The following is a 25,459-nucleotide window of genomic DNA, read 5'->3' as shown; positions in this document are numbered from 1 at the left end:
GTTTCCCCTCGAGTGATGTCAGGCCTTCTGGCTGTGCAGGTTTTTCATCGCCCGGTTCCATTCACCGGCGAAGATATCCGGCAGCACGCCGAGGGCAAAGTCGATACTGGCGTCCAGTTTTTCCTGTTCGGCGCGTGGCGCTCGACCCAGGACAAAGCCGGATACCTTGCTGGCATCGCCCGGGTGGCCGATGCCAAGCCGCAAGCGATGAAATGTGTTCTGGTTGCCGAGCTGCGCGATGATGTCGCGCAGGCCGTTATGACCGCCATGGCCGCCACCCACTTTGAGTTTGGCAACGCCCGGAGGCAGGTCCAGCTCGTCATGCGCCACCAGAATCGACTCAACCGGAATACGGTAGAAACCGGCGAGTGCCGCGACGGCCTGGCCGCTACGGTTCATGTAGGTGGTGGGGATCAGCAGACGAACGTCCTGACCCTGATGCGTAAAACGCCCGGTCAGGCCAAAGAATTTGCGCTCGGGAACGAGATTGACTCGCTGCGCCGCAGCAATACGCTCAACAAAGAAAGCCCCTGCGTTATGCCGGGTCTGTTCGTATTGAGCGCCTGGATTTCCCAGGCCCACGATCAGTTGTATGGCGGTCACGACAGGGGCTCTTCCTTTGGAGTTGAGGGTTAAACCGCTGACGACAGCGGCAATGTGGGCGAAAACTGCTCATTTACCATGATGTAAACTCAGCGATCTCGCCCGCTTTGCCTGCTATCGCTCGCGATGTTTCCTGAGCAACTCCGACGTTACCAAGTAATGAATTACTCGGCTGCGCCTTCTTCACCTTCTTCTGCTTCGTCTTTGACGATGCGCGGTGCGTGGACGTTGGCGATTGCCAGGTCAGTACCGTGTGCCAAGGCAACGAACTCGACGCCTTTAGGTGCTTTCAGCTCGGACAGGTGAACGTTGTCGCCCACTTCCAGCGCGCCCAGATCAACCTCGATGAACTCAGGCAGGTCTTTAGGCAGGCAGGTCACTTCCAGTTCAGTAGTAGTGTGCGAGATCTCGCCGCCTTTCTTGACTGGAGCTTCTTCGTTCAGGAAGTGGATCGGCACGATTGCGGTCAGTTTCTGGCCGGCAATAACGCGCACGAAGTCAGCGTGCATCACGTGGCCTTTGGCCGGGTGACGTTGCAGCGCCTTGATGATGACGTTCTGCTTCTGGCCGCCAACGTTCAGCTCGATGATGTGGCTGTAGGCCGCATCGTTTTCGAGCAGTTTGGCAACTTCCTTGGCCAGCATGCTGATGGACTCAGGGGCTTTGTCGCCACCGTAGACTACAGCTGGAACCAGGCTGGCGAGACGACGCAGGCGGCGGCTCGCACCTTTCCCCAGGTCGGAACGCTGTTCTGCATTCAGGGTAAATTCGTTCATGTTGTATCTCCAAATTAACCACATCCGCCGTTGCGTTTGCGACCAGCGCTTGGGCGGTATGGGCAAAAAAGCCCCGCCCTGACCGGATGTCAGGGCGGGGCGCTTTTCGTCTGCGTGATGTCAGTTAACGGAACATCGCGCTGATCGATTCTTCATTGCTGATGCGGCGAACCGCTTCGGCGACTACCGGCGCAATATCCAGTTGACGGATACGGCTGCAGGCTTGTGCTGCTGCGGACAACGGGATGGTGTTAGTGACCACCAGTTCGTCCAGCACGGAATTTTCAATGTTTTCGATCGCCCGGCCCGACAGCACAGGGTGTGTGCAGTAGGCAAAGACCTTGGCTGCGCCATGCTCTTTCAGGGCCTTGGCCGCGTGGCACAGGGTGCCGGCGGTGTCGACCATGTCATCGACCAGAATACAGGTACGCCCTTCGACATCACCGATGATATGCATCACTTCAGAGTGATTGGCTTTCTCACGGCGTTTGTCGATGATACCGAGATCGACACCCAGGGATTTAGCGACAGCACGTGCACGCACGACGCCGCCGATATCGGGGGAAACGATCATCAGGTTTTCAAAGCGCTGGTCTTCGATGTCATCCACCAGAACGGGGGAGCCGTAGATGTTATCTACCGGAATATCGAAGAAACCCTGGATCTGGTCAGCATGAAGATCAACCGTGAGAACACGGTCGATTCCCACCACGGTGAGCATATCAGCAACAACTTTCGCGCTGATGGCAACACGTGCGGAGCGCGGACGGCGATCCTGGCGGGCATAACCAAAGTAGGGAATCACAGCAGTGATTCGGGACGCTGAGGAGCGGCGGAAGGCATCAGCCATCACAACCAGTTCCATCAGGTTATCGTTCGTTGGTGCGCAAGTCGGCTGAATGATGAAGACGTCTTTACCGCGGACGTTTTCATTAATCTCAGTGCTGATTTCGCCGTCGGAAAATTTTCCGACAGAAACATCACCGAGTGGGATATGCAGCTGACGTACTACACGCCGAGCGAGATCGGGGTTGGCATTCCCCGTAAAGACCATCATCTTGGACACGCGCAGTACCTAGAGGCTGAGGGTAACCTGGATGAGTATAGAAAATGGCAGGGGCGGCTGGATTCGAACCAACGCATGGCAGGATCAAAACCTGCTGCCTTACCGCTTGGCGACGCCCCTGTATTGAATCAATCGAGTGCCTTGCACTCAATTCCTGTTACAGAATTTGCAGCTTGCGATGCAACATCGAAATGTTACTTCCTTTCGCTACGAACCCCGTAAGGGTCTCTGCAAGAAGGGCCGAGACTTTATCAGCTTCAGCTTTGTTTGGGAAGGCCCCAAACACACAACTTCCAGTTCCGGTTAATTTTGCTTCGGTAAAATTACCTAACAAATTCAAAGCGTTACGTACTTCTGGGTAACGCCTCTCTACAACCGCCTTACAGTCATTTCGACTGTTTCCCTTGGGAACGGGGCGCACTTTAATGGGCGGCGTGTCGCGTGTCAACAACGGATCTGAAAAAATTTCTGCTGTACTTACAGCGACTTGCGGAACGAGCACCAAATACCAGGGTTCTTCGGGGTCAACCGGGGTGAGAATTTCCCCGACACCCTCAGCAAATGCGGCGTGTCCACGGACAAAAACCGGTACATCAGCGCCCAGAGTCAGGCCCAGTTGCGCCAGACGATCTTCATCCCAGCCAAGCTGCCATAAATGATTCAGCGCCAGCAGTGTGGTGGCTGCATCCGAGCTGCCGCCGCCGATGCCGCCGCCCATGGGCAGGCGTTTTTCCAGCCAGATATCCATGCCCAGTGTGCAACCGGACTGTTTTTGCAGCGCGCGGGCGGCTTTGACGATCAGATTGCTGTCATGCGGGACGCCGGGTACATCGGTCTGCAGACAAATTTCGCCGTCCTGGCGAACGGTAAAGCCCAGTTCGTCACCGTAATCGAGAAACTGAAACAGCGTTTGCAGCTCATGGTAGCCGTCCGGACGGCGTCCCAGAATGTGCAGCATCAGGTTCAGCTTTGCCGGAGCAGGCAAAACCAGCTGGGCCTTGGCCATATCCTGTAATGCAGTCATGGTCATTGCCCCAGTTTGCGAGGCTGCCAGTCCTTGATGACCAGCGTGACATCGAGGTCCTGACCGTGCAGCTTGACGCGTTCGGGCAGCCAGTAGCCATTCTGTTCGACATAACTGAGGTATTCCACCTGCCAGCCGTCCTGTTCAAGGCTGGCCAGACGGCTGTCACCGTCGAGTGTCACGCTACTTTTGCTGTCCGGTGCCGGCAAGCCACGCACCCACCATACGAGGTGGGAAACCGGCAGTTTCCAGCCCAGTTGATCCTGAAGCAGTGTTTCCGGCGTTGTGGCTTCGTAGCGGCCTTGGTTGGCGACTTCAAGCGCGACAGTGCCGGGCCTGCCGGTCAGTCGTGCTGCGCCACGGCCAAGCGGACCGGACAAGCGGATATCGTAGTAATCCTGACGCTGCAGCCAGAACAGGGTGCCGCTGCCGGAGTCCTTCGGTGCACGAATACCGACCTTGCCGTTGATCTGCCAGCCATCGAGGCTGCTCAGTTGCTGTTTGTGTTCGCGCCATTGCGCGGGGTCGCCCTTGCCCTGAACGGCTTCGCGGGAAGTGAGACCGGCACAGCCGGTGAGCAGGGCGATGAGGCTGAATACGATTACGTGGCGCAAAAACATAACGTCAAAGGGTCTCTGAACCGGTCAAGCGTCGCAGTGTGCTGCGCAGGACGGTGCTGTCGGGTTGTTGTTCCAGGGCCTTGGCCCATACTTTCCGGGCTTCGCGCTGTTCGCCTTTGGCCCAGAGTACTTCGCCCAGATGTGCGGCTACTTCGTGGTCAGGGAAGCGTTCGAGCGCCTGGCGCAGGTAGCGTTCGGCAGCATCCAGATTGCCCATGCGGTAATTCACCCAGCCAAGGCTGTCGAGAACTGCCGGATCGTCGGGGCTGATCTGATGGGCTTTCTCGATCAGTTCGCGGGCTTCGGCGTAACGCGTGGTGCGATCGGAGAGGGTGTAGCCCAGTGCATTCAGCGCCATGGCGTTTTCCGGCTCGCGCTTGATGATGCTGCGCAGGTCTTTTTCCATCTGCGCCAGATCATTGCGCTTTTCAGCCAGCATGGCGCGGGTATAGAGCAGGTTGGCGTCGTCCGGGTATTGCTTGAGTGCCGTGTTCAGCACCTGCCAGCCGCGATCCAGTTGATCATTGCTGGTCAGGGTTTCGGCCTCGATCAGGTACAGCTGAATGGCGAAATCGGGCTCTTCGGCACGTGCTTCAGCCAGGCGTTTGGCAGCTTCTGCGCCGTTGCCATTGCTGACCAGAATATCGGCCTGGCGCAATTGAGCCGCCAGGAAGTCCGGGCCCGGTCCGACCTGAGCGTATTCGTTGAGCGCGCTTTGCGGGTCCTCGCGCTCTTCGTGGATGCGGCCGAGATTCAAATGCGCTGAGTCGACGTGTGCACCACGGGCGATCAGTTCTTCCAGGTAGCCAGCCGCTTCGTCCCAGGCCTTGGCTTCAAGGCACACCAGAGCCAGCGAGAAGCGCAGCTCGTCGTCGTCCGGATATTGCTGCAAAAGGGCGGAAAACTGCACTTTGGCGTCTTCCATGCGGTTTTGCTCGACGAGCATGCGCGCATACGTCAGGCGCAGGCGTTTGTCGTCCGGGTATCTCTTGAGGCTTTTTTCCAGCAGGGGCACCGCTTCCTTGCCTCGGTTCATGCTTTGCAGCAAGCGGGCATGCAGCAGGATGGGCGCGATTTCACCTTCTTTGGGCGGGTTGTCTTCCAGCAGCTTCAACGACTGTTCGGCGTCACCATTCTGCTGAAGCAACAGCGCCTTGCCGAAAATCAGCTGGCTGTTGTTCGGGTATTTGCCCAGCAACCGATCAAAACTTTTGAGCAGGCCGTTGCGGGTGTCCGGATCGGTTTCGGCCGCGGACAGTGCCAGAAAGTCGAAGTGCGTGTCGCCCTGACCCTGCAGGACTCTCTCCATGTACACCAGAGAATCGTCGTAACGTCCCGCGCGCGCCAGTTGAATGGCTGCGGCGCGTTGCGCTTCAAGGTCGGTCGGTGCGTTTCTTGCCCAGATCAGCGCGGTTTCCAGCGCAGACTGATCAGCGCCCATGTATTCGGCGATCTGATAGGCACGTTCGGAGACCCCCGGGTCCTGAGTCTTGATCGCCTGGGTCACGTAGTTATCCAGGGCGATGTCGAAGCGGTTGCGCTGGCCGGCCAGCTCCGCGCTCAACAGGCTGACCAGGGTGTCCTGAGTGAACGAACCATAGACCTTCGGCTTGGCTTCAGGAGCGGGAGGGGCGTCTTTCTGAGCGGGCACGGGCTGTGACGAGGCGGGGGCCATTGACTGGCAGCCGCCTAGAAAGGCAAGAGCAAGGAACAACGCGGAGGATCTATTCATATATTAAGAAGGGCGGCTTACCTGCGGTGGGAGCATCATGACACAAGGCTGTTGGCAAAACCCACAGCCGTCGGAAAAACTGATGCAATGCGTGTGTTTGCAGTGTCGCGAGCCTGAAAACGCAGGCTGCGACGATCGATTGTAGTGGGACAATAATATGTGGTGGTTGTTCTGAGCTTATTGAAGTAGGACAATTACCGGCTTCACGTCACCACCTGCGACCCTGAATGGCCTTCCTTGCACTCGGTATCAATCATAAGACCGCCTCGGTCGACGTTCGCGAGCGCGTGGCATTTACCCCGGAACAGTTGGTGGAGGCGTTGCAGCAGCTTTGCCACCTGACCGAAAGTCGCGAGGCTGCGATTCTTTCAACCTGTAATCGCAGCGAGTTGTACATCGAGCACGAGCATCTCGGTGCGGACAGCATTCTTGCCTGGCTTGCCAATTACCATCACCTCAGCCTGGAAGAACTGCGCGCCAGCGCTTACGTCCATGAGGACGATGCCGCCGTGCGACACATGATGCGTGTCGCCTCGGGGCTCGACTCCCTGGTGCTCGGCGAGCCGCAGATTCTCGGCCAGATGAAGTCCGCGTATGCCGTTGCGCGCGAGGCCGGAACGGTCGGGCCGTTACTGGGACGTCTGTTTCAGGCCACGTTCAGCGCTGCCAAACAGGTGCGTACAGACACTGCAATTGGTGAAAACCCGGTGTCCGTGGCCTTCGCCGCGGTCAGTCTGGCCAAACAGATTTTCAGTGACCTGCAACGCAGTCAGGCCTTGTTGATCGGTGCGGGCGAGACCATTACTCTGGTCGCCCGGCATCTGCATGACCTGGGCGTCAAGCGTATCGTGGTTGCCAACCGTACGCTGGAGCGCGCCAGCATGCTGGCTGCCGAGTTCGGTGCCCATGCGGTGTTGCTCTCGGATATCCCGGCCGAGCTGGTCAACAGCGATATCGTGATCAGTTCCACCGCCAGCCAGTTGCCGATCCTGGGCAAGGGGGCCGTGGAAAGTGCGCTGAAACTGCGCAAGCATAAACCGATTTTCATGGTCGATATTGCCGTACCGCGGGATATCGAGCCTGAAGTCGGCGAACTGGACGACGTTTACCTGTACAGCGTTGATGATCTGCACGAAGTGGTGGCAGAAAATCTCAAGAGTCGCCAGGGGGCTGCACTGGCTGCCGAGCAGCTGGTCAGCGTGGGTGCCGAAGACTTCATGTCGCGGCTGCGCGAACTGGCGGCGGTCGATGTGTTGCGCGCCTATCGTCAGCAAAGCGAACGGCTGCGTGACGAAGAACTGAGCAAGGCGCAACGTATGCTGGCCAACGGTAGCAATGCCGAGGACGTATTGATCCAGCTGGCACGTGGTCTGACCAACAAATTGCTGCACGCACCCAGCGTGCAGCTCAAGAAGCTGTCTGCCGAAGGTCGCGTCGATGCGCTGGCCATGGCCCAGGAACTTTTTGCCCTCGGTGAGGGCTCGACGGATAAAACCCCGCAATGAAAGCTTCACTGCTCAATAAGCTGGATGTCCTCAGCGACCGTTTCGAGGAACTGACCGCGCTGCTCGGCGATGCCGAAGTGATCAGCGATCAGACACGCTTTCGCGCCTATTCCCGTGAGTACGCCGAAGTGGAGCCGGTCGTTGCGCTTTACCAACAGCTGATCAGGGTGCAGGGTGATCTGGAGGGCGCGCAGGCGCTGCTCAAGGACAGCGACCCGGACATGCGCGAAATGGCCGTCGAGGAAGTTCGCGAAACAAAACAGCAACTGGTCGAGCTGGAAGCGCAATTGCAGCGCATGTTGTTGCCCAAGGACCCGAACGACGGCCGCAACGTGTTTCTGGAGATCCGTGCGGGCACCGGCGGTGATGAAGCAGCGATCTTCTCCGGCGACCTGTTTCGCATGTACTCGCGTTACGCCGAGCGGCGTGGCTGGCGGGTGGAAATTCTGTCCGAAAACGAAGGCGAGCATGGCGGCTACAAGGAAGTCATTGCGCGCGTCGAGGGTGACAGCGTCTACGGCAAGCTGAAATTCGAGTCCGGCGCGCACCGTGTGCAGCGCGTGCCCGAGACCGAGTCGCAGGGTCGCATCCACACGTCTGCCTGTACGGTTGCAGTGCTGCCGGAGCCTGACGAGCAACAGGCGATCGAGATCAACCCGGCCGACCTGCGTGTCGACACCTATCGCTCCTCAGGGGCCGGTGGTCAGCACGTCAACAAAACCGACTCGGCGATCCGAATTACCCACTTGCCATCGGGTATTGTCGTCGAGTGCCAGGAAGAGCGTTCGCAGCACAAGAACAGGGCCCGGGCAATGTCCTGGCTATCTGCCAAACTGAATGATCAGCAGACCAGCGCGGCGGCCAACGCCATCGCCAGCGAGCGCAAGCTGCTCGTGGGGTCGGGTGATCGTTCCGAGCGTATTCGTACGTATAATTTCCCTCAAGGGCGAGTGACGGATCACCGCGTGAACCTGACTCTGTATTCGCTGGATGAAGTTCTGGCGGGCGGGGTCGATGCAGTGATAGAGCCGCTACTCGCTGAATATCAGGCTGATCAACTTGCGGCACTGGGTGAGTAAATGACCATCATCGCAAGTTTGTTAAGAAGCGCCGAGCTTCCCGATTCACCGACCGCGCGGCTCGACATAGAGCTGCTGCTGGCGGCAGCGCTGGGCAAACCGCGCAGCTTTCTGCACACCTGGCCTGAGCGCATCGTCAGCACCGAGGCTGCGCTGGCCTTTGCAGGTTATTTGCAGCGTCGACGCACGGGCGAACCGGTGGCTTACATTCTCGGTCAGCAAGGTTTCTGGAAGCTTGATCTGGAAGTAGCGCCGCATACCTTGATCCCGCGGCCAGAGACCGAAATGCTGGTCGAGGCGGCGCTGGAACTGGCGCCTGCGTTCGCGCCCGCCAAGGTACTTGACCTGGGCACCGGCACTGGGGCGATTGCGCTGGCGCTGGCCAACGAGCGCCAACAATGGAAAGTCACAGCGGTCGACCGTGTGCCTGAAGCGGTCGCGCTGGCCGAACGCAACCGGCAACGTTTGCAACTGGATAACGCCCATGTGCTCAACAGCCACTGGTTCAGTGCGCTGGAAGGGCGTCAGTTTGATCTGATCATTAGTAACCCGCCGTACATCGCCGACGCTGATCCGCATCTGTCGGCCGGTGACGTGCGCTTCGAGCCGAGCAGTGCGTTGACTGCCGGTTCCGACGGGCTGGACGATTTGCGCACGATCATTGCCGACGCGCCGGTGCACCTCAGCGCCGATGGCTGGCTGCTGCTGGAGCACGGTTACGATCAAGGCCCGGCGGTGCGCGAACTGTTGATCCGTCATGGTTTCGAGCGCATACAGACCCGCCGTGATCTGGGTGAGCACGAGCGCATCACGTTCGGATGCAAGCCGTGCTGAGTGATCAGGAGCTGCTGCGCTATAGTCGCCAGATTCTGCTGCAACACGTTGATATCGACGGCCAGCTGCGCCTCAAGCAAAGTCGCGCGCTGATCGTCGGCGTCGGCGGGCTTGGTTCGCCGGTGGCCCTTTATCTGGCCGCCGCAGGGGTCGGTGAACTGCATCTGGCGGATTTTGATCACGTCGACCTGACCAACCTGCAACGCCAGATCATTCATGATACCCAGAGCATCGGACAGGCCAAGGTAGATTCGGCTCTGGCCCGGCTCAAGGCGATCAATCCCGAGATCACTCTCGTCGCTCATCGCTCAGCGCTGGATACCGACTCACTGGAGGCGGCGGTGCAGGCTGTCGATCTGGTGCTGGATTGCTCGGATAATTTCGCCACCCGCGAAGCGGTCAATGCCACCTGTGTCGCTGCCGGCAAGCCGTTGGTCAGCGGTGCTGCCATTCGGCTTGAAGGGCAGTTGTCGGTGTTCGATCCGCGTCGTGCGGACAGCCCGTGTTATCACTGCCTGTACGGTCACGGCAGCGAAGCCGAACTGACCTGCAGCGAGGCCGGTGTCATCGGGCCGCTGGTTGGTCTGGTTGGCAGCCTGCAAGCACTGGAAGCCTTGAAGCTGCTGGCCGTTTTTGGCGAGCCAATGGTCGGGCGACTGTTATTGATTGATGCCTTGACTACCCGTTTCCGTGAACTGAAAGTCAAGCGCGACCCGGCGTGCAGCGTTTGCAGTGCAGCAAGCGGGCAGGGCGAACATGCCTGACATGCAGATGAGCCATGCCAGCGATGCGCCTGTCGCAATCTTCGATTCCGGGGTCGGTGGCCTTTCAGTGCTCAATGAAATCCGCCAGTTGCTGCCCAGCGAGTCACTGCTGTATCTGGCGGACTGCGGGCATATTCCTTATGGCGAAAAGACCCCTGAATTCATTACCGAACGGTGCCTGACAATTGCGGGATTCTTCCGCGAGCAGGGTGCCAAGGCACTGGTCGTCGCCTGCAACACCGCGACTGCGGCGGGCGTGGCGCACATTCGTCAACGCTACCCGGACTGGCCAATTGTGGGTATGGAACCTGCTGTCAAACCTGCTGCCGAGGCGACCCGCAGCGGTGTTGTCGGTGTGCTGGCGACTACCGGAACGCTACAAAGCGCCCGCTTTGCGGCGTTGCTGGACCGATTTGCCAACGATGTTCGGGTCGTGACCCAGCCGTGCCCAGGGCTGGTCGAACTGATCGAAACCGGTGATCTGCTCAGTCCGCAAATCCGTCAATTGCTGCTGCATTATGTCGAGCCGCTGCTGGCAGCGCGCTGTGACACGATCATTCTGGGCTGTACTCACTACCCGTTTCTCAAACCTTTGTTGCGGGAGATGCTTCCCGAATCGGTCACCCTGATCGACACCGGGGCTGCGGTAGCGCGTCAGTTACAGCGTCTTTTGTCGCGTTCCAGCCTTCTTGCCACTGGCGACGCGCGAGATACTGTGTATTGGTCTAGTGACATTCCGGACAATTTCAGAAAAAATCCTACCTTTTTTGTCGCAAAGTCCTGGCAATGTGAGAAGCTTCCGTTTGTAAAAAAAACGTGAAAAAAGGCGCTTTTGGGGTGAACTAACGTCGCCTCCGCAGCTTCTATAAAAGCGGCTGATGAATTCCAACACTTTTCGTACAATTTAATATATTTAGGACGTTTCTCATGAAGAGACTCTTTTGCCTGGCCGTGATTGCGGCCGCTTTGGCAGGGCAAGCTTCAATCGCGCAGGCTGATGGTGTTGAGTTTTCGGTCGGTCAGACCGGCGAGTCGACCATGACTTATCGTCTGGGCGTGCAGTTCGATTGGGATAAAACCTGGCTGCAAAGCGACATCGGCCGTTTGACCGGCTACTGGGATGGCGCTTACACCTATTGGGATGGCAAGGACTACAAGGATAACCACAGCCTGTCGTTCTCCCCGGTTCTGGTCTACGAGTTCGGCAACGGCAACGTCAAGCCTTATGTAGAAGCCGGTATCGGCGTCTCGGTGTTCTCCAACACCCAGGTTGAAGATCGCAAGTTCGGTTCTGCCTTCAACTTCGAAGACCGCATTGGTTTCGGTCTGCGCTTCGCGGGCGGGCATGAAGTCGGCATCCGCGCGACTCACTATTCCAACGCCGGCATCAAAGAGCCGAACGACGGTATAGAAAGCTACGCACTGCACTACAAGATGCCGTTCTGATACATCAAGTTGACTATCGTGCCAATGCTCCGCGTTGGCACGCCGTTCGTGACGCTCTGCGTCACAGGTCTCCAGTCGGGCGCTGGCGGCAAGTGTAATGAGGTCAAGGCCTGAACGATGCTTGTATCTCGTACAGCTTGAAGTCGGCGTCCAGGCTTCGGAGTGTGACGCGGAGCGTCACGAACTGCATTACCACGCGGAGCGTGGGAACGATAATGAACGTCAAGTCAGCAGTATTTATTACAGATAAGCCGTCGCAATCCCTTTGCGTTCGTTCAGGCAGTCTTCTGCTCCGGCTTCGAACTCACGGCAGATCAGCGGGCGTTTCTCGTAGATCGTGCACATCATGGTGTTGCGATCCAGTGCTGCACACCAGCCGTCGTCCAGACGCAGCATGACCTCGCCACCCCACTCGTCGGTATCAATGTAGCGCTCAGGCACGCCCGTGTCGGTGATGAGCATCACTTCCAGTTGGCAACAGCAAGCTGCGCAGGTCGAGCAGGTGACTTCCGTTTCGCTGTGAATGTCTGCGAGCGGAATGAGCGTAGCGTTCAGAGCGTTTCTCCCGATTGTCTGGCTGCGCGTGCTGCCAGCCATTGCAGCAAGGGAAACAGCCCCGCCCAGACCAGCCCCAGCACCAGCATGCCAGGCCACACTCCGAGGGGAAGGTGGACCTGAGCCAGTTGTGAGCCGGCATAGTACGACATCGGGCCGCCAATAGCGCCCAGCACGGCGGCGCGCCATAGCGGCTTTGCGGTCCACGCCAGGCAATGATTGAGCGTCGTGCCCAGCACCGCCCACAAAACCGCCAGCCACAACGGCAGCAGGTAGCCGCCGCTGCCAAAGTCGAAAACACCGAGTGTCATCAAGGCACTGTCGAGCACGATACCGATTAACGTAACCGTCAGGATCAGCCGGCCTTCCGCTGCCCATGAGCTGGTCCACAGAAAATGCACCGCCAGCACGCCGACTGCAATCAGCAGCCAGTAACTGTTACCGCCCAATACGCAGGCGAACCAGCCGATCTGAAAGAGCAGCGCGTTGGCGATTGATTTAAGCATTGAAGCGCCCAAGCAAGGGTTCTCGCAGGGCATCGGGTTTGGCCAGGAGCAACTGCGCCGTACCGATGGTCCGCTCCAGAAAGCCGCCTTCGCAGTAGCACAGATAGAACTCCCACAGACGCAGAAAGTGTTCGTCGTACCCCAGTTCTGCCAGTTTGCCGTGGGCGTGTTTGAAGTTGTCGTGCCACAGGCGCAGCGTGCGCGCGTAGTGCAGGCCGAAATCTTCCATGTGCAGCAGGTTCATGTCGGTATCGCTGCCGACAATGTCCAGCATCTTCGCCACCGAGGGCAGAGCACCACCGGGGAAGATGTAGCGCTGGATGAAGTCCACATTGCGTTTGGCCTGAGCATAACGCTGCTCGCGGATGGTGATCGCCTGCAGCAGCATCATGCCGTTGCTTTTGAGCAGGTTCGCGCATTGCTTGAAGTACGTCGGCAGAAAACGATGGCCGACCGCTTCGATCATCTCGATGGACACCAGCTTGTCATATTCACCGGTCAGGTCCCGGTAGTCGGTCAGCAGCAGCGTGACGCGTTCCTGCAGGCCCAGTTCGATCAGGCGCTGCTCGGTGTAGGCGAACTGTTCTCTGGACAGGGTCGTGGTGGTCACCCGGCAGCCGTAATGCTGCGCAGCATAAATAGCCATGCTGCCCCAGCCGGTGCCGATTTCCAGCAGGTGATCGGTGGGTTTCAAGGCAAGTTTCTGGCAGATACGCTCAAGCTTGTTCAACTGCGCCTGTTCCAGCGTGTCGTCTTCGCTGAGGAACTGCGCGGCCGAATACATCATCGTCGGGTCGAGAAATTGCTCGAACAGCGTGTTGCCCAGGTCGTAATGGGCAGCGATGTTTTTCTGCGAGCCTTCGCGTGTATTGCGATTTAGCCAGTGCAGGGCATGAATGAACGGACGGGTCAGGCGAGCCACGCCGCCTTCCATTGCATCCAGCACGTCCAGATTGCTGACAAACACCCGCACCACTGCCGTCAGGTCCGGGGTAGTCCAGTAGCCGTGAATAAACGCCTCGCCAGCGCCGATGGAGCCGTTGCTGGCAACCATGCCCCATGCTGCCGAATCAAGAATGTGGATTTCAGCCTGAATCAGCGCGTTGTTCTTGCCGAACACATGGCGCTCACCCCGTTCGATAACCACCAACTGGCCGTTGCGCAGTCCTGCTAATTGCCGTAACACACCTCGGCGCAGGATATTGGCCGTCAGACCATTGGTGCCCAGATTGGCAGAAAAACTACTGCTACTGCTTTTCATGGCGTGAGTCCTTGGTTTGCGCGGCGGCAGCACGGTACTCGCCGTCGGCGGCCTGATGAGAAAAAATGGGTATGCGCTTGACCAGCAGACGCATCGCCTGCCAGTAAATCGCCAGACAGGTTTTGGCGGTCATCCACGGGTAAGCGATCAGGTAACGATGCAGCGTCTGGCGGCTGAGGTTCTGGCGGGTCAGGTTGAGCGTGGCGTCGAACATTTTCAGCTCGCCTTGCCAGTCAGCCATGTGCACACCAATCCGCTCGGCGGGCTGGCTGAAGCTCATACGGTATTCAAGGTCGCGCGGCAAAAACGGTGAAACGTGAAAGGCCTTGGCCACCGCGAAATACTGATGTCCTTCACCTGTCGCGGGCAGCACATAGCTGTAGCGTTCGCCCCATGGTGTGTTGGTGACTTCACAGAGAATGCCTGCCAGTGTGCCGTCTGCCTCATGGCAGTAGAAAAAGCTTACCGGATTGAACGACAAGCCCCAGCTGCGTGCCTGGGTCAGCAGGCAGACACGACCTGATGGTACGCGGCCCAGCGCTTTGCCAACCTGCTCGCGGACCGCCTCTATGAGGCTCATGCCTTGCCCGGTCAGCGCTGGCAGGTAGTCACGTTCGCGGAACGAGAAGGGCGCGAAACGCTTTCTGCCAGCCAGCGGCGAAAGCCCCAGCACGCTGTCCTGCTCATCCAGATCCAGATAAAGCAGGCCTATCCGATAGGTGAACTCATGGGCACGCGGCGCAAACCGCCGGTGGCTGATCCAGCCACTGTAGAGCGCACTATTCAAAGCGTTTCACCAAACGCCTGAGCGACACGCAAGCCGCTGACCACGCCGTCTTCGTGAAAACCGTTGGCCCAGTACGCGCCGCAGTACCAGGTGTGGTCGACGCCATTGATTTCTTCCCAGCGCGCCTGCGCAGCGATTGCACCAAGGCTGTATTGCGGGTGCGCGTAACGGTAGCGGCCGAGGATTTTGGCCGGGTCGATGGCTGCGGTCTGGTTGAGGCTGACGCAGAAGGTTGTGTCGCTGTCGATCCCTTGCAGGATGTTCATGTCATAAGTGACGGCTGCCGATTGCTGTTCACTGCCGCCCAGCCGGTAGTTCCAGCTGGCCCAGGCCAGTTTGCGCTTGGGCAGCAGTCGCGTGTCGGTGTGCAGCACCACGTCGTTTTCGGCATAGCGCAGCGCGCCGAGAATCGACTGCTCGGCACTCGATGGCTGCGCCAGCAGGGCCAGTGCCTGATCGCTGTGGCAGGCAAACACCACCTTGTCGAAGCGTTCGATGCCCATGGCGCTGTGCAGCGTCACACCTTCGCTGTCGCGCTCGACCCGTGTAACCGGGCATGACAGACGAATCCGCTCGCGGAACGAGGCTGTCAACGGTTCGACATAACTTCTGGAGCCACCTTCGATCACGCACCATTGCGGCCGATGGGTGACCGAGAGCAGACCGTGATTCTTGAAAAAGCGCACGAAGAACTGCAGGGGAAAGCCGAGCATGTCGGCCAGCGACATCGACCAGATGGCCGCGCCCATGGGCACGATGTAATGATCGATGAAGCGCTGCCCGTAGCCGCCGCTCTTCAGGTACTCGCCCAACGAGGTGTCGGCCGCGATACGCTGGTTTTCCAGGTCGTCGACCGATTGACGATTGAAACGCAGGATATCGCGCAGCATGCCCCAGAACCTGGGCGACAGCAGGTTGCTGCGTTGGGCGAACAGACTGTTAAGGTTGTTGCCGTTATATTCCACGCCAGTGCGCGGATCATGCACCGAAAAGCTCATTTCGGCGGGCTTGAAGCCAACACCCAGCTGACTCAGCAGGCGAATGAAATTGGGGTAGGTCCAGTCGTTGAAGACAATGAAACCGGTGTCAATGGCGTAAGCCCGGCCTTCGACCTGCACGTCCACCGTATGGGTGTGCCCGCCGACCCAGTCGGAGGACTCAAACACTGTCACCTCATGCGCACGGTTGAGCAGGTAGGCACTGGTCAGGCCAGCGATCCCGCTACCAATGACGGCGATTTTCATTGCGCATCCTTATTCGACGACCCGGTCCGCGCCATACGTTTGCCGAGGGCCAGTCTGGCGCGTGCCGGGAGCATTGCCAGCGCGCGCATGCTGAAAATGAACAGCGCCGGGAACGCGATATCCAGTGGGCGTTTGTTGCGCCCCAGTTTGCTGGCGATATGTTTGGCGGCCTTCTCGACAGGCCAGCGCATCGGCATGGGGAAATCATTTTTCTGCGTCAGGGGCGTGTCGACGAATCCTGGGCTGACCACGGTCACGTCGATGTTCTCGCTGGCCAGGTCCAGACGCAGCGCTTCGAACAGATAACGCAGGCCGGCTTTCGAGGCGCCATAGGCTTCTGCGCGAGGTAGCGCCAGGTAGGTCTAGGTCACCGCACTGGCCACGCCGACCAGATGCGGCTGATGCCCCTTGCGTAGCAGCGGCAGTGCTTGCTCGATGCAATAACTGCTGGCCAGCAGGTTGGTGCGCACCACGCGCTCGACCATTGCCGCTTCGAACTGCCGCACGTCGATGTATTCACAGGTACCCGCGTTGAAGATGGCGGTGTCCAGCGCGCCCCATTGCTGCGCGATCAGGTCGGCCATGGCCTTGACCTGCGCAGGCTCGGTGATGTCGCCTGTCACCAGCAGCACCTGGGTCGGGTAAACAGTCGCCAGGTTCTGCAGCGGTTCAAGCGTACGGGCGGTCAACGCCAGCCGATGTCCGGCGTTGAGCAGTTCTTTGGCCAGCGCCAGACCAATGCCGCTGCTAGCTCCGGTCAACCAGATGCGTCGTGCAACAGGAGTGCTCATCCCAACCTCTTCTTCAGCCAATGGATGACTCGACCCATGACGGGCAGATGTTCGTAGAGCAATGCACCGGCATCGAAGTAATCCCGGTGTCGATAAACCTTGTCGTGCCACTTCAGGTGCGAACAGCCTTCGACACGAATCGTCCGGCCCCCAGCCAGACGCGGGTGCGAATAGCTCATGGTCCAGACCAGATAGCCCTCGCCGGGGCGCACTTCATCGAAGGCATGAAAGTCGAAGTGCAGATCCTGAACGTTGGCATACAGCTCGTCGAAATAACGTCGCATGGCGGCGAGGCCGTGGATGTCATGCATCGGGTCGCTGAACGACACGTCGTCGCTGTACAGCTCGGCGATCTGATCAAGGTTGTCCTTGTTCAGCGCGGCAAAACCTTCGGCGAAGCGATGCAGGAAATCAGTCATGTTCGATTCCCGCAGCGGGTTGGCGGGCCGGAAGCGCTTTGAACGCTGCCAGGGCGCGGGCGCGGCTTTTGCTCAGATCGACGATAGGTTTCGGGTAGTCGGCAGCATCAAACAGGCCGCCGATGGACGCGGGGTTATGAATCTGCTTTCTATTCAGATCCGCCAGTTCCGGCAGCCAGCGTTTGATGAACAGGCCTTCTGGGTCGAAGCGTTCCGACTGCGACAACGGATTGAAAATACGGAAGTAGGGCGCCGAGTCGGTGCCGGTGGACGAGCTCCACTGCCAGCCACCATTGTTCGACGCCAGGTCGCCGTCGATCAGGTGGCGCATGAAAAACCGCTCGCCCTCGCGCCAGTCGATCAACAGGTTTTTGGTGAGGAACATCGCAACGACCATCCTTAGCCGATTGTGCATCCATCCGGTTTCCAGCAACTGGCGCATCGCTGCGTCAATAATCGGCAGACCTGTACGCGCCTCTTGCCACGCCAGCAGTTCTTCGGGGGCATCGCGCCACTTCAACGCCTCGGTTTCCGGGCGGAAGGCACGATGCCGTGATACACGAGGGTAGCCGACCAGCGTGTGTTTATAAAACTCTCGCCATAATAGCTCGTTGATCCAGGTCACAGTGCCAACGTCGCCGGTCTCGAATTCCCCCTGGTTGCTGCCCAGCGCCGCATGCAGGCACTGGCGCGGCGAAATCACCCCTGCCGCCAGATACGCTGACAGCTGACTGGTGCCGGGTTTGGCGGGAAAGTCGCGTTCGGTCTTGTAGTAACTGATTTGCGCGTCGGCGAAGGTCGCCACGCGCCGCCTGGCTTCGGCCTCGCCTGCTGGCCACAGGTCACGTAATGCTTTCGAGGGCGTGGCAAAGCCCTCGACCTGATCAGGGATCGAGTCGCTCTTGATCGACAGTGATTGCTGCGCTTTGGGTGTGCGCACCGGCTGCGGCATGGCCTGGTGCATCCGGTTGTAGCAGACTTTCTTGAACTGAGTGAACACCTGGAAATAATTGCCGGTCTTGGTCAGTATGCTGCCCGGCTTGAACAACAGCTGATCAAGGTAACTGGTGACCTGCACACCGGCTTTTTCCAGCGCCTTTTGCACCGCCTGATCACGGCGTGTTTCGTTGATGCCGTATTCCTGATTGAGGTGCAGGCCTTCGACCTTGAACTGCGTGCACAGTGTCGACAGCACTTCAGGTGCCTGATCCCAAGTATCGGCCTCGCGAATCAACAGCGGTACGTTCAGCGCGCCCAGTGCCTTTTCCAGCTCGACCAGATTACGCAGCCAGAAATCCACCTTGCAGTCAGCGTCGTCGTGGCTGCGCCACTGTGCCGGGCTGAGCAGGTAAACCGCCAGCGTCGGACCGCGCTCCATGGCAGCGGTCAGGGCTGTATTATCGTGAACGCGCAGGTCGCTACGCAGCCAGATCAGTTGCATGAGAAGTCCTTAGATAAGTCCGAGCTTGCCCAGCTCGATCTGCGCGCTGAGTGCGTCGTGGGCAAGGGTCAGTCCAGCTATCTCGCTAGCCTGTACGAGCAGCTCGGCGTTATGGATCTGCACCGTTGGTCCGCTAAGCACCACAGGGCAGGTGATATTGGCCAGTAAACGGGGCAGTTGGGCCACATTCAGGGCTTTGCTGGAATACAGCAATATGCCACGTGGCTTAAGGTATTCCGCGGCCAGCGCCAGCTCACCGACCGGCAATGGCCAGTCGAACACCTCGACCGGGCAGTCGGCACTGCTCACCAGCCAGGCCGCGAGCCACAGGTGTGGTTCCAGCGGCAGATCGGACTGATTGACCAGCAGCAACGGGCTGCCATTGAGCTGGCGATTGTTGTGATAGATCCGCGCGCCAAACTTGCTGCGTAGCCAGGAGTAGAAAAATGTGCGCTCCAGTTGTGCGCCGAACTTGCCTTGCCAGCGCTGCTCCAGTTCGGCCAGCAGCGGCAACAGCAGCTGTTCGCACAATGTGCGCGGCGGGTACAGCGACATCGCCTGATTGAACACGTCATCGACCCGGCGTTCAGCCAGTTCGCCGATCGCCACCAGCAGGGTCTGACGCAAGGCGTCCCAGTCGTTGGTCGGCGGCAGGGCGTCCTGACGGTTGTCATCGATCAGGCCTTTGACCTGGCTCACGGAGACGCCACGGTTGAGCCAGGTCAGAATCTTCATGACGCGCTGCACATGCTCGTCCGAATACAGCCGATGGCCTTTGGCGGTGCGGTGCGGAACGATCAGTCCGTAACGGCGTTCCCAGGCACGCAAGGTAACGGCGTTGACGCCTGTCTGCCGTGCGACCTCGCGGATAGGCAGCCAGTCGCCCGGCACCTCTGTGTCTGTTTCATTCATGAGTCAAATCGCATTACGCAGGCTGAGGTTTTCCGGATGGGGCTGCATGTACACCTGCAGCGCTACATACGGATCCGGATGTTGGCGAAAGTGATGCTTGAGCAGGGTCAGCGGTACGATCAGGGGGACGATGCCCTGGTGATACTGGCTGATCACTTCCTGAATTTCCTGCTTGTCCTCGGCACTGATGGTTTGTTTCAAGTAGCCGCACAGGTGTTGCAGGACGTTGGTATGAGTGCGACGCGTTGCGCACTTCTTCAGCGCCGCCATCAGCTCGCTGAAATACAGCGGTGCGATTTCGTTCGGGTCGGTGCGGCCCATGCTGCCAAGCATTTTGCCCAGTGCCTTGTATTGCACCGGGTCATTGGCCATCAGCTGGTATTTGTAGCGCGAGTGAAATTCGGTCAGTGCACGCCGGGTGACGCCGTCTTTCAACAATTGCTGCCAGGCGGCATAGGCAAACACGCGGGTCACGAAATTTTCCCGCAGCACAGCGTCATTCAGACGCCCGTCTTCCTCGACCGGAAGGTTGGGGTGGCGCTCGCAAAAGGCCTGTGCGTAGATACCACGACCGCCACCGTCTACCGGGGCGCCGTTTTCGCGGTAGACCTTGACTCGCTCCAGGCCGCAGGACGGGGATTTCTGCATGAAAATGTAACCACAGATATCACCCAGCTCCTCGGCCATCTGTATGCCGTAATTGGCGAGCGCCTCGGTAATGTCCAGCTCACGATTGACGGTGCCCAGTGCCTTGGGGTTTTCCGCGTCGCCCACCAGCCTGATCGGCTCGCGCGGGATGCCCATGCCTATAGCGACCTCGGGGCACGCCTGGACGAAATCAAAATACTTGCTCAGTGCCCGCGTGCACAGATGGGACTCCTTGTGGCCGCCATTGAAACGAACCTCGGCACCCATCAGGCAGGCACTGATGCCGAGCTTGGGTTTTTCGATTGCGGACATTGGCATCGGTCACCTCTACAGAAGACTTGTACAGATATTTAGCGCTGTACAACTTGTCTTCATCATAGGGGGATAGGTGTACAAGTCAAATTCTTTGTAGAGGGTTTTGAAGACTGCTCTGAACTGGCCAGTGCCAAAGCTGCGTTCGCACGCATCCTGTGATGCAGAGCGTCACGAACTGCATGCCGACGCGGAGCATCGGCACGATAATCATCTGAATCCGGGCAAACCCGCTACTTCCAGCCCATCCGCCATGTATCCGCCTGCTGCAGCACCTGCCACGGCAGTCGTTCGCTGCGCTGGGTCAGCACGGCCTGCAGTTCGATTTCCAGCACAGTGCCTTCTTCATCCTTGAACAGCTCAGTCACCAGAAAATGTTTCTCCCGGTTGAGCGGGGTGGCTGCGGTCCATTTCGACAGCAGCAGTTTTCGAGGGTTGATCTGATTCATTGCAGGTGTTCCAGCAGTCGGCGTGCCGCTTCCTGACCACTCAGCCAGGCGCCTTCGACGCGACCCGAGAGGCACCAGTCGCCACAGACATAAATGCCCAGGTCGGCATCCGACAGCGCGCCCCATTCATGAGAGCCGGCAGGTCGTGCATACAGCCAGCGGTGCGCCAGGCTGAATACCGGCGCGGGCATGGCGCAATCGATCAATTCCGCAAATGCGCCGTGCAAGTGTTCGATAACCTGTTCTCTGGAGGCGTCGAGGTTCTGCCGGCTCCATTGGCTGGTGGCGTGCAGGACCCAGCTATCGAGCGTATCGTCGCGCCCCGGTTTGCTGCGGTTGCGGGCCAGCCAGTCAAGCGTGCTGTCCTGCACGAAGCAACCCTGCATGGGCGTTTGCAAGGGTGTTTCGAAGGCCAGGGCCACTGCCCAGGTCGGGTCCATCTTGACGCCTGCCACCACACTTGCCAGCTTCGGTGCGGCAGCCAGCAGAGCAGTGGCCTGCGGGGCCGGGGTGGCGATGATCACATGGCTGAAAGGGCCGTGGTTTTCGCCTTCGGCATCCAGCAGGTTCCAGTGCTGCTCCCCGCGAAACACATCGGTGATGCGGCACGAAAATGACACTGGCAAGTCGCCGCGCATGGCCCGGGTGATGGCGCTCATGCCTGGCTCGCCCACCCAGCGCACCTGCTCATCCGGCGATGGGCTGAGCCTGCCGCCGTGAAAGTTGTAGAGCAAGGGCGTCCACTCGGCGACGTGCCCTTGAGCCTGCCATTGCTTCACGGCGGTGGCGAAACGCCGGTCACGAGCGGTGAAATATTGTGCACCCATGTCCAGCGAACCTGCGTCGCTGCGCTTGCTGGACATTCGACCGCCGCTGCCGCGGCTTTTGTCGAAAAGGTGCACCTGATGCCCGGCTGATGTAAGCGCCTGGGCTGCTGAGAGTCCGGCGATACCGGTACCGATGATTGCGATAGGGACAGTCATAGGGGCCTCGTTACCTTGTCTGTACAGACTACGCCGTAGTTAAAACCTGTACAATCTTCTTCTTTGGTATAACTTGCAGTGGTTTTGGAATTTGCCTGTTGAGTCACATTGCTGCTTTGAGGGTCGAACGGGGCAGCCATAAAGGCAAGGGCCTCATGGCTGCGCTCCATTAAGCTGTGGCCTATGGTTCAACTGACAGTTTCGTTTTCCGGACAAGCGTCACGGAGATCGTCACTGGTAAAAATAAGACTACTCAATTGTCACGTACGCCACGCGAGGTTATCTGCCATGCACATATTGCTGACCGGTGGTACTGGTTTGATAGGACGAGCGCTCTGCCGTTTCTGGTCTGCTCAGGGCCATGAACTGACGGTATGGAGCCGAAAACCCGCCGATGTCGCCGAGCTATGCGGCGCCTCGGTGCGTGGCATTGCCAGCCTTGATGAGCTGGGTGCGCAGCCGGTGGATGCAATCGTCAATCTGGCGGGCGCGCCTATTGCGGATCGCCCCTGGACCCGCAAGCGTCGCCTGCTGCTGTGGGACAGCCGCATCGGGCTGACCGAACAACTGCTGACCTGGCTGGGCACCCGCTCGCAAAAACCTGCGCTGATGATTTCCGGTTCTGCGGTCGGCTGGTACGGCGACAGCGGCGAGCGTGAAATCGATGAAACTTCACTGCCTGCCAAAGAAGATTTTGCCAGTCAGCTGTGCAACGCCTGGGAGGAAACCGCGCAACGTGCCGAGTCGCTGGGTGTGCGCGTGGTGCTGATCCGTACCGGGCTGGTGCTGTCGGACCGCGCCGGCTTCCTGCAACGCCTGTTACCGCCCTTCAAATTCGGCATGGGCGGACCTATTGGCAATGGCAGGCAGTGGATGCCCTGGGTTCATATTGACGATCAAATTGCGGCGATTGATTTTCTGTTGAATCTGAATGAAGCAAAGGGTCCTTATAATGTTTGTGCGCCATCACCGGTGCGCAATCGTCAGTTTGCCAAGGCACTGGCAGGTATTCTGCATAGACCGGCATTCATGCCTATGCCTGCGCTGGCCCTGAAAGTATTGCTGGGCGAACTTTCGGTGCTGCTGCTCGGTGGTCAGCGTGCCCGGCCAGAGCGTTTGCAGAAAGCCGGTTTCACATTCAAGTACACCGAACTCGACACTGCCCTGCAGGATTTGCTGGGTCGCCACTGAACGCTTTGAAATAGGATGTTGCATGACCGATCACGCTTTGTTGCTGGTCAATCTGGGTTCGCCTGCTTCTACTCAAGTGGCAGATGTGCGCAGCTACCTGAACCAGTTCCTGATGGATCCTTATGTGATCGACCTGCCGTGGCCCGTTCGCAGGCTGTTGGTCTCGCTGATTCTGATCAAACGACCAGAGCAGTCCGCGCATGCCTATGCGTCCATCTGGTGGGATGAAGGTTCGCCGCTGGTGGTGCTGAGCAAGCGCCTGCAGCAGGCGATGAAAAAAGAGTGGTCGCACGGGCCGGTCGAGCTGGCGATGCGCTATGGCGAGCCGTCTATCGAAACGGTGCTGACGCGCCTGTCAGAGCAGGGCTTCAAGAAAGTCACTCTGGCGCCGCTCTATCCACAGTTTGCCGACAGCACAGTGACCACTGTGATCGAAGAGGCCAAGCGCGTGGTGCGCGCCAAATCGTTGAAGATGCAGTTCTCGGTTTTGCAGCCGTTCTACGATCAGCCTGAATACCTGAGTGCGCTGGTGGAGAGCGTGAGGCCGCATCTGGAACAACCTTACGACCACTTGTTGTTGAGTTTCCATGGTTTGCCCGAGCGGCATCTGCACAAGCTCGACCCGACCGGCAAGCACTGCCTCAAGGAAGATTGCTGCATGACCGCGCCGGCCGAAGTGCTTGCCACCTGCTACCGCGCCCAGTGCATACAATCGGCGGCGGCGTTCGCCAAGCGCATGGGCATTCCTGACGGCAAATGGTCTGTGTCGTTTCAGTCACGTCTGGGGCGTGCCAAGTGGATCGAACCCTACACCGAGGCGCGTCTCGACGAACTGGCTGCGCAGGGCGTGAAAAGGCTGCTGGTCATGTGCCCGGCATTTGTGGCTGACTGCATCGAGACCCTGGAAGAGATCGGCGACCGTGGTGCCGAGCAGTTCAAGGAAGCGGGGGGAGAGGAGCTGGTGCTGGTGCCGTGCCTGAACGACGACCCCAACTGGGCGAAAGAGCTGAACAGGCTTTGCGAGCGAGCGCCGTTGATGCTGTGATGCGCCGCACGCAATAGTCGCAGAACTATCGTTCTTCACGCTCCAGCGTGGGAATGCCTTGGGTGACGCTCTGCGTCACAGATCTGTGCAGCGCCACAGCTTCAAAATCGGACGCGAAGCGTCCAGAACGGCATGCCGACGCGGAGCGTCGCACGATAGTCAAACTATCGTGCCTCACGCTCCAGCCATTACAGCAACTGATCATCCGGCTTGTTGCGCTTCCAGCTGTCATGCCCCGGCAGGACCAGGTTGAGGATGATCGCGGTGATGGCGCACAGGGCGATGCCCTTCAGGCCAAAGTCGTTCGGGCCGTTGCCGGTGCCGATCAGTACGCCGCCGATTCCGAATACCAGCGTCACCGAGACGATGACCAGGTTGCGGGCTTCGGCTAGGTCGATCTTGTGGCGGATCAGCGTGTTCATCCCCACCGCTGCAATCGAACCGAACAGCAGGCACAGAATCCCGCCCATTACCGGCACCGGAATACTCTGCAGCAACGCACCGAACTTGCCGATGAATGCCAGTGTTATGGCGAAGAACGACGCCCAGATCATGATCTGCGGGTTGTAGTTCTTGGTCAGCATCACTGCGCCGGTCACTTCTGCGTAAGTGGTGTTGGGCGGACCGCCAAACAGGCCTGCGGCCGTCGTGGCGATGCCATCACCGAACAGCGTGCGATGCAGGCCCGGCTTTTTCAGGTAATCGCGCCCGGTCACACTGCCGACTGCGATCACGCCGCCGATGTGCTCGATGGCCGGGGCCAGAGCAACCGGGACGATGAACAGAATCGCCTGCCAGTTGAATTCCGGTGCGGTGAAGTGCGGCAGTGCCAGCCAGGCCGCGTCAGCAATCTTTTTCGTGTCGACCACGCCAAAGTAGAACGACAGCGCAAAGCCCACCAGCACACCTGAGATAATTGGCACCAGACGGAAAATCCCTTTGCCGAACACCGCCACGATCAATGTGGTCAGCAACGCTGGCATCGAAATCAGCATGGCGGTCTGATAAGGAATCAGCACTACGCCGTCGCCGGTCTTGCCCATCGCCATGTTGGCTGCAATCGGGGCCATGGCCAGACCGATGGAAATAATCACCGGCCCGATTACTACCGGAGGCAGCAGCCGGTCGATGAAACCGGTGCCCTTGATCTTCACCGCCAGACCGAGAAAGGTATAGACGAAGCCTGCCGCCATCACGCCACCCATGGTCGCGGCCAGACCGAACTGGCCCTTGGCGAGGATGATCGGGGTGATGAACGCAAAGCTCGAGGCCAGAAACACTGGTACCTGACGCCCGGTGACAATCTGGAACAACAATGTGCCAAGACCTGCCGTGAACAGCGCCACGTTTGGATCGAGCCCGGTGATCAGCGGCATCAATACCAGTGCGCCAAAGGCCACGAACAGCATTTGCGCGCCGGAAAGAATCGTGCGCCACAGTGGATCGTTGAACTCCTGCTGCGTCAT

Annotated in this window: 25 protein-coding genes, 1 tRNA gene and 2 pseudogenes; 8 read left to right on the top strand and 20 right to left on the bottom strand. The window is 59.0% G+C overall.

The genetic code is table 11. The features are described 5' to 3' along the window. Positions 1–18: 18 nt before the first annotated feature. The 7 genes from pth to AC4ANK_RS23855 all read right to left on the bottom strand — a co-directional run bounded on the left by pth (position 19) and on the right by AC4ANK_RS23855 (position 5,821). Positions 19–603: an aminoacyl-tRNA hydrolase gene (gene pth, locus AC4ANK_RS23885; RefSeq protein ID WP_002552143.1), complete on the bottom strand. Its 585-nt coding sequence runs from the start codon at positions 601–603 to the stop codon at positions 19–21. A gap of 164 nt (positions 604–767) precedes the next feature. Beyond that, the gene (locus tag AC4ANK_RS23880) at positions 768–1,379 is read right to left on the bottom strand and encodes a 50S ribosomal protein L25/general stress protein Ctc (protein WP_002552144.1); all 612 of its coding nucleotides are present in this window, start codon (positions 1,377–1,379) and stop codon (positions 768–770) included. A gap of 124 nt (positions 1,380–1,503) precedes the next feature. Beyond that, positions 1,504–2,445: a ribose-phosphate pyrophosphokinase gene (locus AC4ANK_RS23875; protein WP_002552145.1), complete on the bottom strand. Its 942-nt coding sequence runs from the start codon at positions 2,443–2,445 to the stop codon at positions 1,504–1,506. Between the two features lie 45 nt (positions 2,446–2,490). After that, positions 2,491–2,565: transfer RNA gene (locus AC4ANK_RS23870), tRNA-Gln, on the bottom strand. 37 nt (positions 2,566–2,602) lie between these two features. After that, positions 2,603–3,451, bottom strand: a complete 849-nt coding sequence (ispE, locus tag AC4ANK_RS23865) for a 4-(cytidine 5'-diphospho)-2-C-methyl-D-erythritol kinase (RefSeq protein ID WP_002552146.1) — start codon at positions 3,449–3,451, stop codon at positions 2,603–2,605. A 20-nt stretch (positions 3,452–3,471) separates the two neighbouring features. Then, the gene (gene lolB / locus AC4ANK_RS23860) at positions 3,472–4,089 is read right to left on the bottom strand and encodes a lipoprotein insertase outer membrane protein LolB (protein ID WP_002552147.1); all 618 of its coding nucleotides are present in this window, start codon (positions 4,087–4,089) and stop codon (positions 3,472–3,474) included. A gap of 4 nt (positions 4,090–4,093) precedes the next feature. Further along, the gene (locus AC4ANK_RS23855; RefSeq protein ID WP_002552148.1) at positions 4,094–5,821 is read right to left on the bottom strand and encodes a tetratricopeptide repeat protein; all 1,728 of its coding nucleotides are present in this window, start codon (positions 5,819–5,821) and stop codon (positions 4,094–4,096) included. A 227-nt stretch (positions 5,822–6,048) separates the two neighbouring features. Between AC4ANK_RS23855 and hemA the strand changes: the two genes are divergently transcribed. From hemA to AC4ANK_RS23825, 6 genes and pseudogenes are all read left to right on the top strand, one after another. Beyond that, on the top strand, positions 6,049–7,326 hold the full coding sequence (hemA, locus tag AC4ANK_RS23850; protein ID WP_002552149.1) for a glutamyl-tRNA reductase: 1,278 nt from the start codon (positions 6,049–6,051) through the stop codon (positions 7,324–7,326). Continuing rightward, positions 7,323–8,405, top strand: a complete 1,083-nt coding sequence (gene prfA, locus AC4ANK_RS23845) for a peptide chain release factor 1 (protein WP_002552150.1) — start codon at positions 7,323–7,325, stop codon at positions 8,403–8,405. Before hemA ends, prfA begins: the two co-directional genes overlap by 4 nt. Next, positions 8,406–9,239, top strand: coding sequence for a peptide chain release factor N(5)-glutamine methyltransferase (gene prmC / locus AC4ANK_RS23840; protein WP_002552151.1), 834 nt, complete (start codon positions 8,406–8,408; stop codon positions 9,237–9,239). Next, a complete protein-coding gene (locus AC4ANK_RS23835; RefSeq protein WP_161806813.1) occupies positions 9,233–10,003 on the top strand; it encodes a molybdopterin-synthase adenylyltransferase MoeB in 771 nt (256 codons plus the stop codon). Before prmC ends, AC4ANK_RS23835 begins: the two co-directional genes overlap by 7 nt. After that, positions 9,996–10,812, top strand: a pseudogene (gene murI / locus AC4ANK_RS23830) (glutamate racemase). The gene AC4ANK_RS23835 and the pseudogene murI overlap by 8 nt, the downstream one beginning before the upstream one ends. A 118-nt stretch (positions 10,813–10,930) precedes the next feature. Then, positions 10,931–11,449, top strand: a complete 519-nt coding sequence (locus tag AC4ANK_RS23825) for an acyloxyacyl hydrolase (RefSeq protein ID WP_002552154.1) — start codon at positions 10,931–10,933, stop codon at positions 11,447–11,449. 240 nt (positions 11,450–11,689) lie between these two features. Here AC4ANK_RS23825 and AC4ANK_RS23820 read toward each other — a convergent pair whose 3' ends face one another. The 12 genes and pseudogenes from AC4ANK_RS23820 to AC4ANK_RS23765 all read right to left on the bottom strand — a co-directional run bounded on the left by AC4ANK_RS23820 (position 11,690) and on the right by AC4ANK_RS23765 (position 21,757). After that, a complete protein-coding gene (locus AC4ANK_RS23820; RefSeq protein ID WP_044294123.1) occupies positions 11,690–12,046 on the bottom strand; it encodes a YkgJ family cysteine cluster protein in 357 nt (118 codons plus the stop codon). Continuing rightward, positions 12,001–12,510, bottom strand: a complete 510-nt coding sequence (locus AC4ANK_RS23815) for a DUF2878 domain-containing protein (protein WP_002552155.1) — start codon at positions 12,508–12,510, stop codon at positions 12,001–12,003. The genes AC4ANK_RS23820 and AC4ANK_RS23815 overlap by 46 nt, the downstream gene beginning before the upstream one ends. After that, complete coding sequence (locus AC4ANK_RS23810) at positions 12,503–13,771, bottom strand: SAM-dependent methyltransferase (RefSeq protein WP_002552156.1); 1,269 nt, start codon at positions 13,769–13,771, stop codon at positions 12,503–12,505. Before AC4ANK_RS23810 ends, AC4ANK_RS23815 begins: the two co-directional genes overlap by 8 nt. After that, on the bottom strand, positions 13,758–14,558 hold the full coding sequence (locus AC4ANK_RS23805) for a DUF1365 domain-containing protein (RefSeq protein ID WP_002552157.1): 801 nt from the start codon (positions 14,556–14,558) through the stop codon (positions 13,758–13,760). The genes AC4ANK_RS23810 and AC4ANK_RS23805 overlap by 14 nt, the downstream gene beginning before the upstream one ends. Then, entirely contained in the window at positions 14,555–15,802 is a 1,248-nt protein-coding gene (locus AC4ANK_RS23800) for an NAD(P)/FAD-dependent oxidoreductase (RefSeq protein WP_002552158.1), read from the bottom strand. The genes AC4ANK_RS23805 and AC4ANK_RS23800 overlap by 4 nt, the downstream gene beginning before the upstream one ends. After that, a pseudogene (locus AC4ANK_RS23795) lies at positions 15,799–16,593 on the bottom strand (SDR family NAD(P)-dependent oxidoreductase). The gene AC4ANK_RS23800 and the pseudogene AC4ANK_RS23795 overlap by 4 nt, the downstream one beginning before the upstream one ends. Beyond that, the gene (locus AC4ANK_RS23790; protein ID WP_002552160.1) at positions 16,590–17,012 is read right to left on the bottom strand and encodes a nuclear transport factor 2 family protein; all 423 of its coding nucleotides are present in this window, start codon (positions 17,010–17,012) and stop codon (positions 16,590–16,592) included. The pseudogene AC4ANK_RS23795 and the gene AC4ANK_RS23790 overlap by 4 nt, the downstream one beginning before the upstream one ends. Continuing rightward, complete coding sequence (gene phrB / locus AC4ANK_RS23785; RefSeq protein WP_460384338.1) at positions 17,005–18,453, bottom strand: deoxyribodipyrimidine photo-lyase; 1,449 nt, start codon at positions 18,451–18,453, stop codon at positions 17,005–17,007. The genes AC4ANK_RS23790 and phrB overlap by 8 nt, the downstream gene beginning before the upstream one ends. Positions 18,454–18,462: 9 nt before the next feature. Next, a complete protein-coding gene (locus tag AC4ANK_RS23780) occupies positions 18,463–19,365 on the bottom strand; it encodes a MerR family transcriptional regulator (RefSeq protein WP_002552162.1) in 903 nt (300 codons plus the stop codon). Positions 19,366–19,368: 3 nt separating this feature from the next. Beyond that, the gene (locus AC4ANK_RS23775) at positions 19,369–20,325 is read right to left on the bottom strand and encodes a YbgA family protein (protein ID WP_002552163.1); all 957 of its coding nucleotides are present in this window, start codon (positions 20,323–20,325) and stop codon (positions 19,369–19,371) included. Positions 20,326–20,558: 233 nt separating this feature from the next. Further along, positions 20,559–20,774, bottom strand: a complete 216-nt coding sequence (locus AC4ANK_RS23770; RefSeq protein ID WP_002552164.1) for a TIGR02450 family Trp-rich protein — start codon at positions 20,772–20,774, stop codon at positions 20,559–20,561. Next, positions 20,771–21,757 carry an NAD(P)/FAD-dependent oxidoreductase gene (locus AC4ANK_RS23765; protein WP_002552165.1) on the bottom strand — a complete coding sequence of 329 codons (987 nt, stop codon included), beginning with the start codon at positions 21,755–21,757 and terminating at the stop codon, positions 20,771–20,773. Before AC4ANK_RS23765 ends, AC4ANK_RS23770 begins: the two co-directional genes overlap by 4 nt. Before the next feature lie 288 nt (positions 21,758–22,045). On the opposite strand from AC4ANK_RS23765, the gene AC4ANK_RS23760 reads away from it, so the two are divergent. Both AC4ANK_RS23760 and hemH read left to right on the top strand, forming a co-directional pair. Beyond that, complete coding sequence (locus tag AC4ANK_RS23760; protein WP_002552166.1) at positions 22,046–22,948, top strand: TIGR01777 family oxidoreductase; 903 nt, start codon at positions 22,046–22,048, stop codon at positions 22,946–22,948. A 22-nt stretch (positions 22,949–22,970) separates the two neighbouring features. Beyond that, a complete protein-coding gene (gene hemH, locus AC4ANK_RS23755; protein WP_002552167.1) occupies positions 22,971–23,993 on the top strand; it encodes a ferrochelatase in 1,023 nt (340 codons plus the stop codon). A gap of 188 nt (positions 23,994–24,181) precedes the next feature. Here hemH and AC4ANK_RS23750 read toward each other — a convergent pair whose 3' ends face one another. Next, positions 24,182–25,459 (bottom strand): uracil-xanthine permease family protein, encoded by a 1,278-nt coding sequence (locus AC4ANK_RS23750; RefSeq protein ID WP_002552169.1) that lies wholly within the window; start codon positions 25,457–25,459, stop codon positions 24,182–24,184.

The organism is Pseudomonas sp. Pmew2, assembly GCF_058129885.1.
This window is presented reverse-complemented; position numbering and strand designations above follow the sequence as displayed.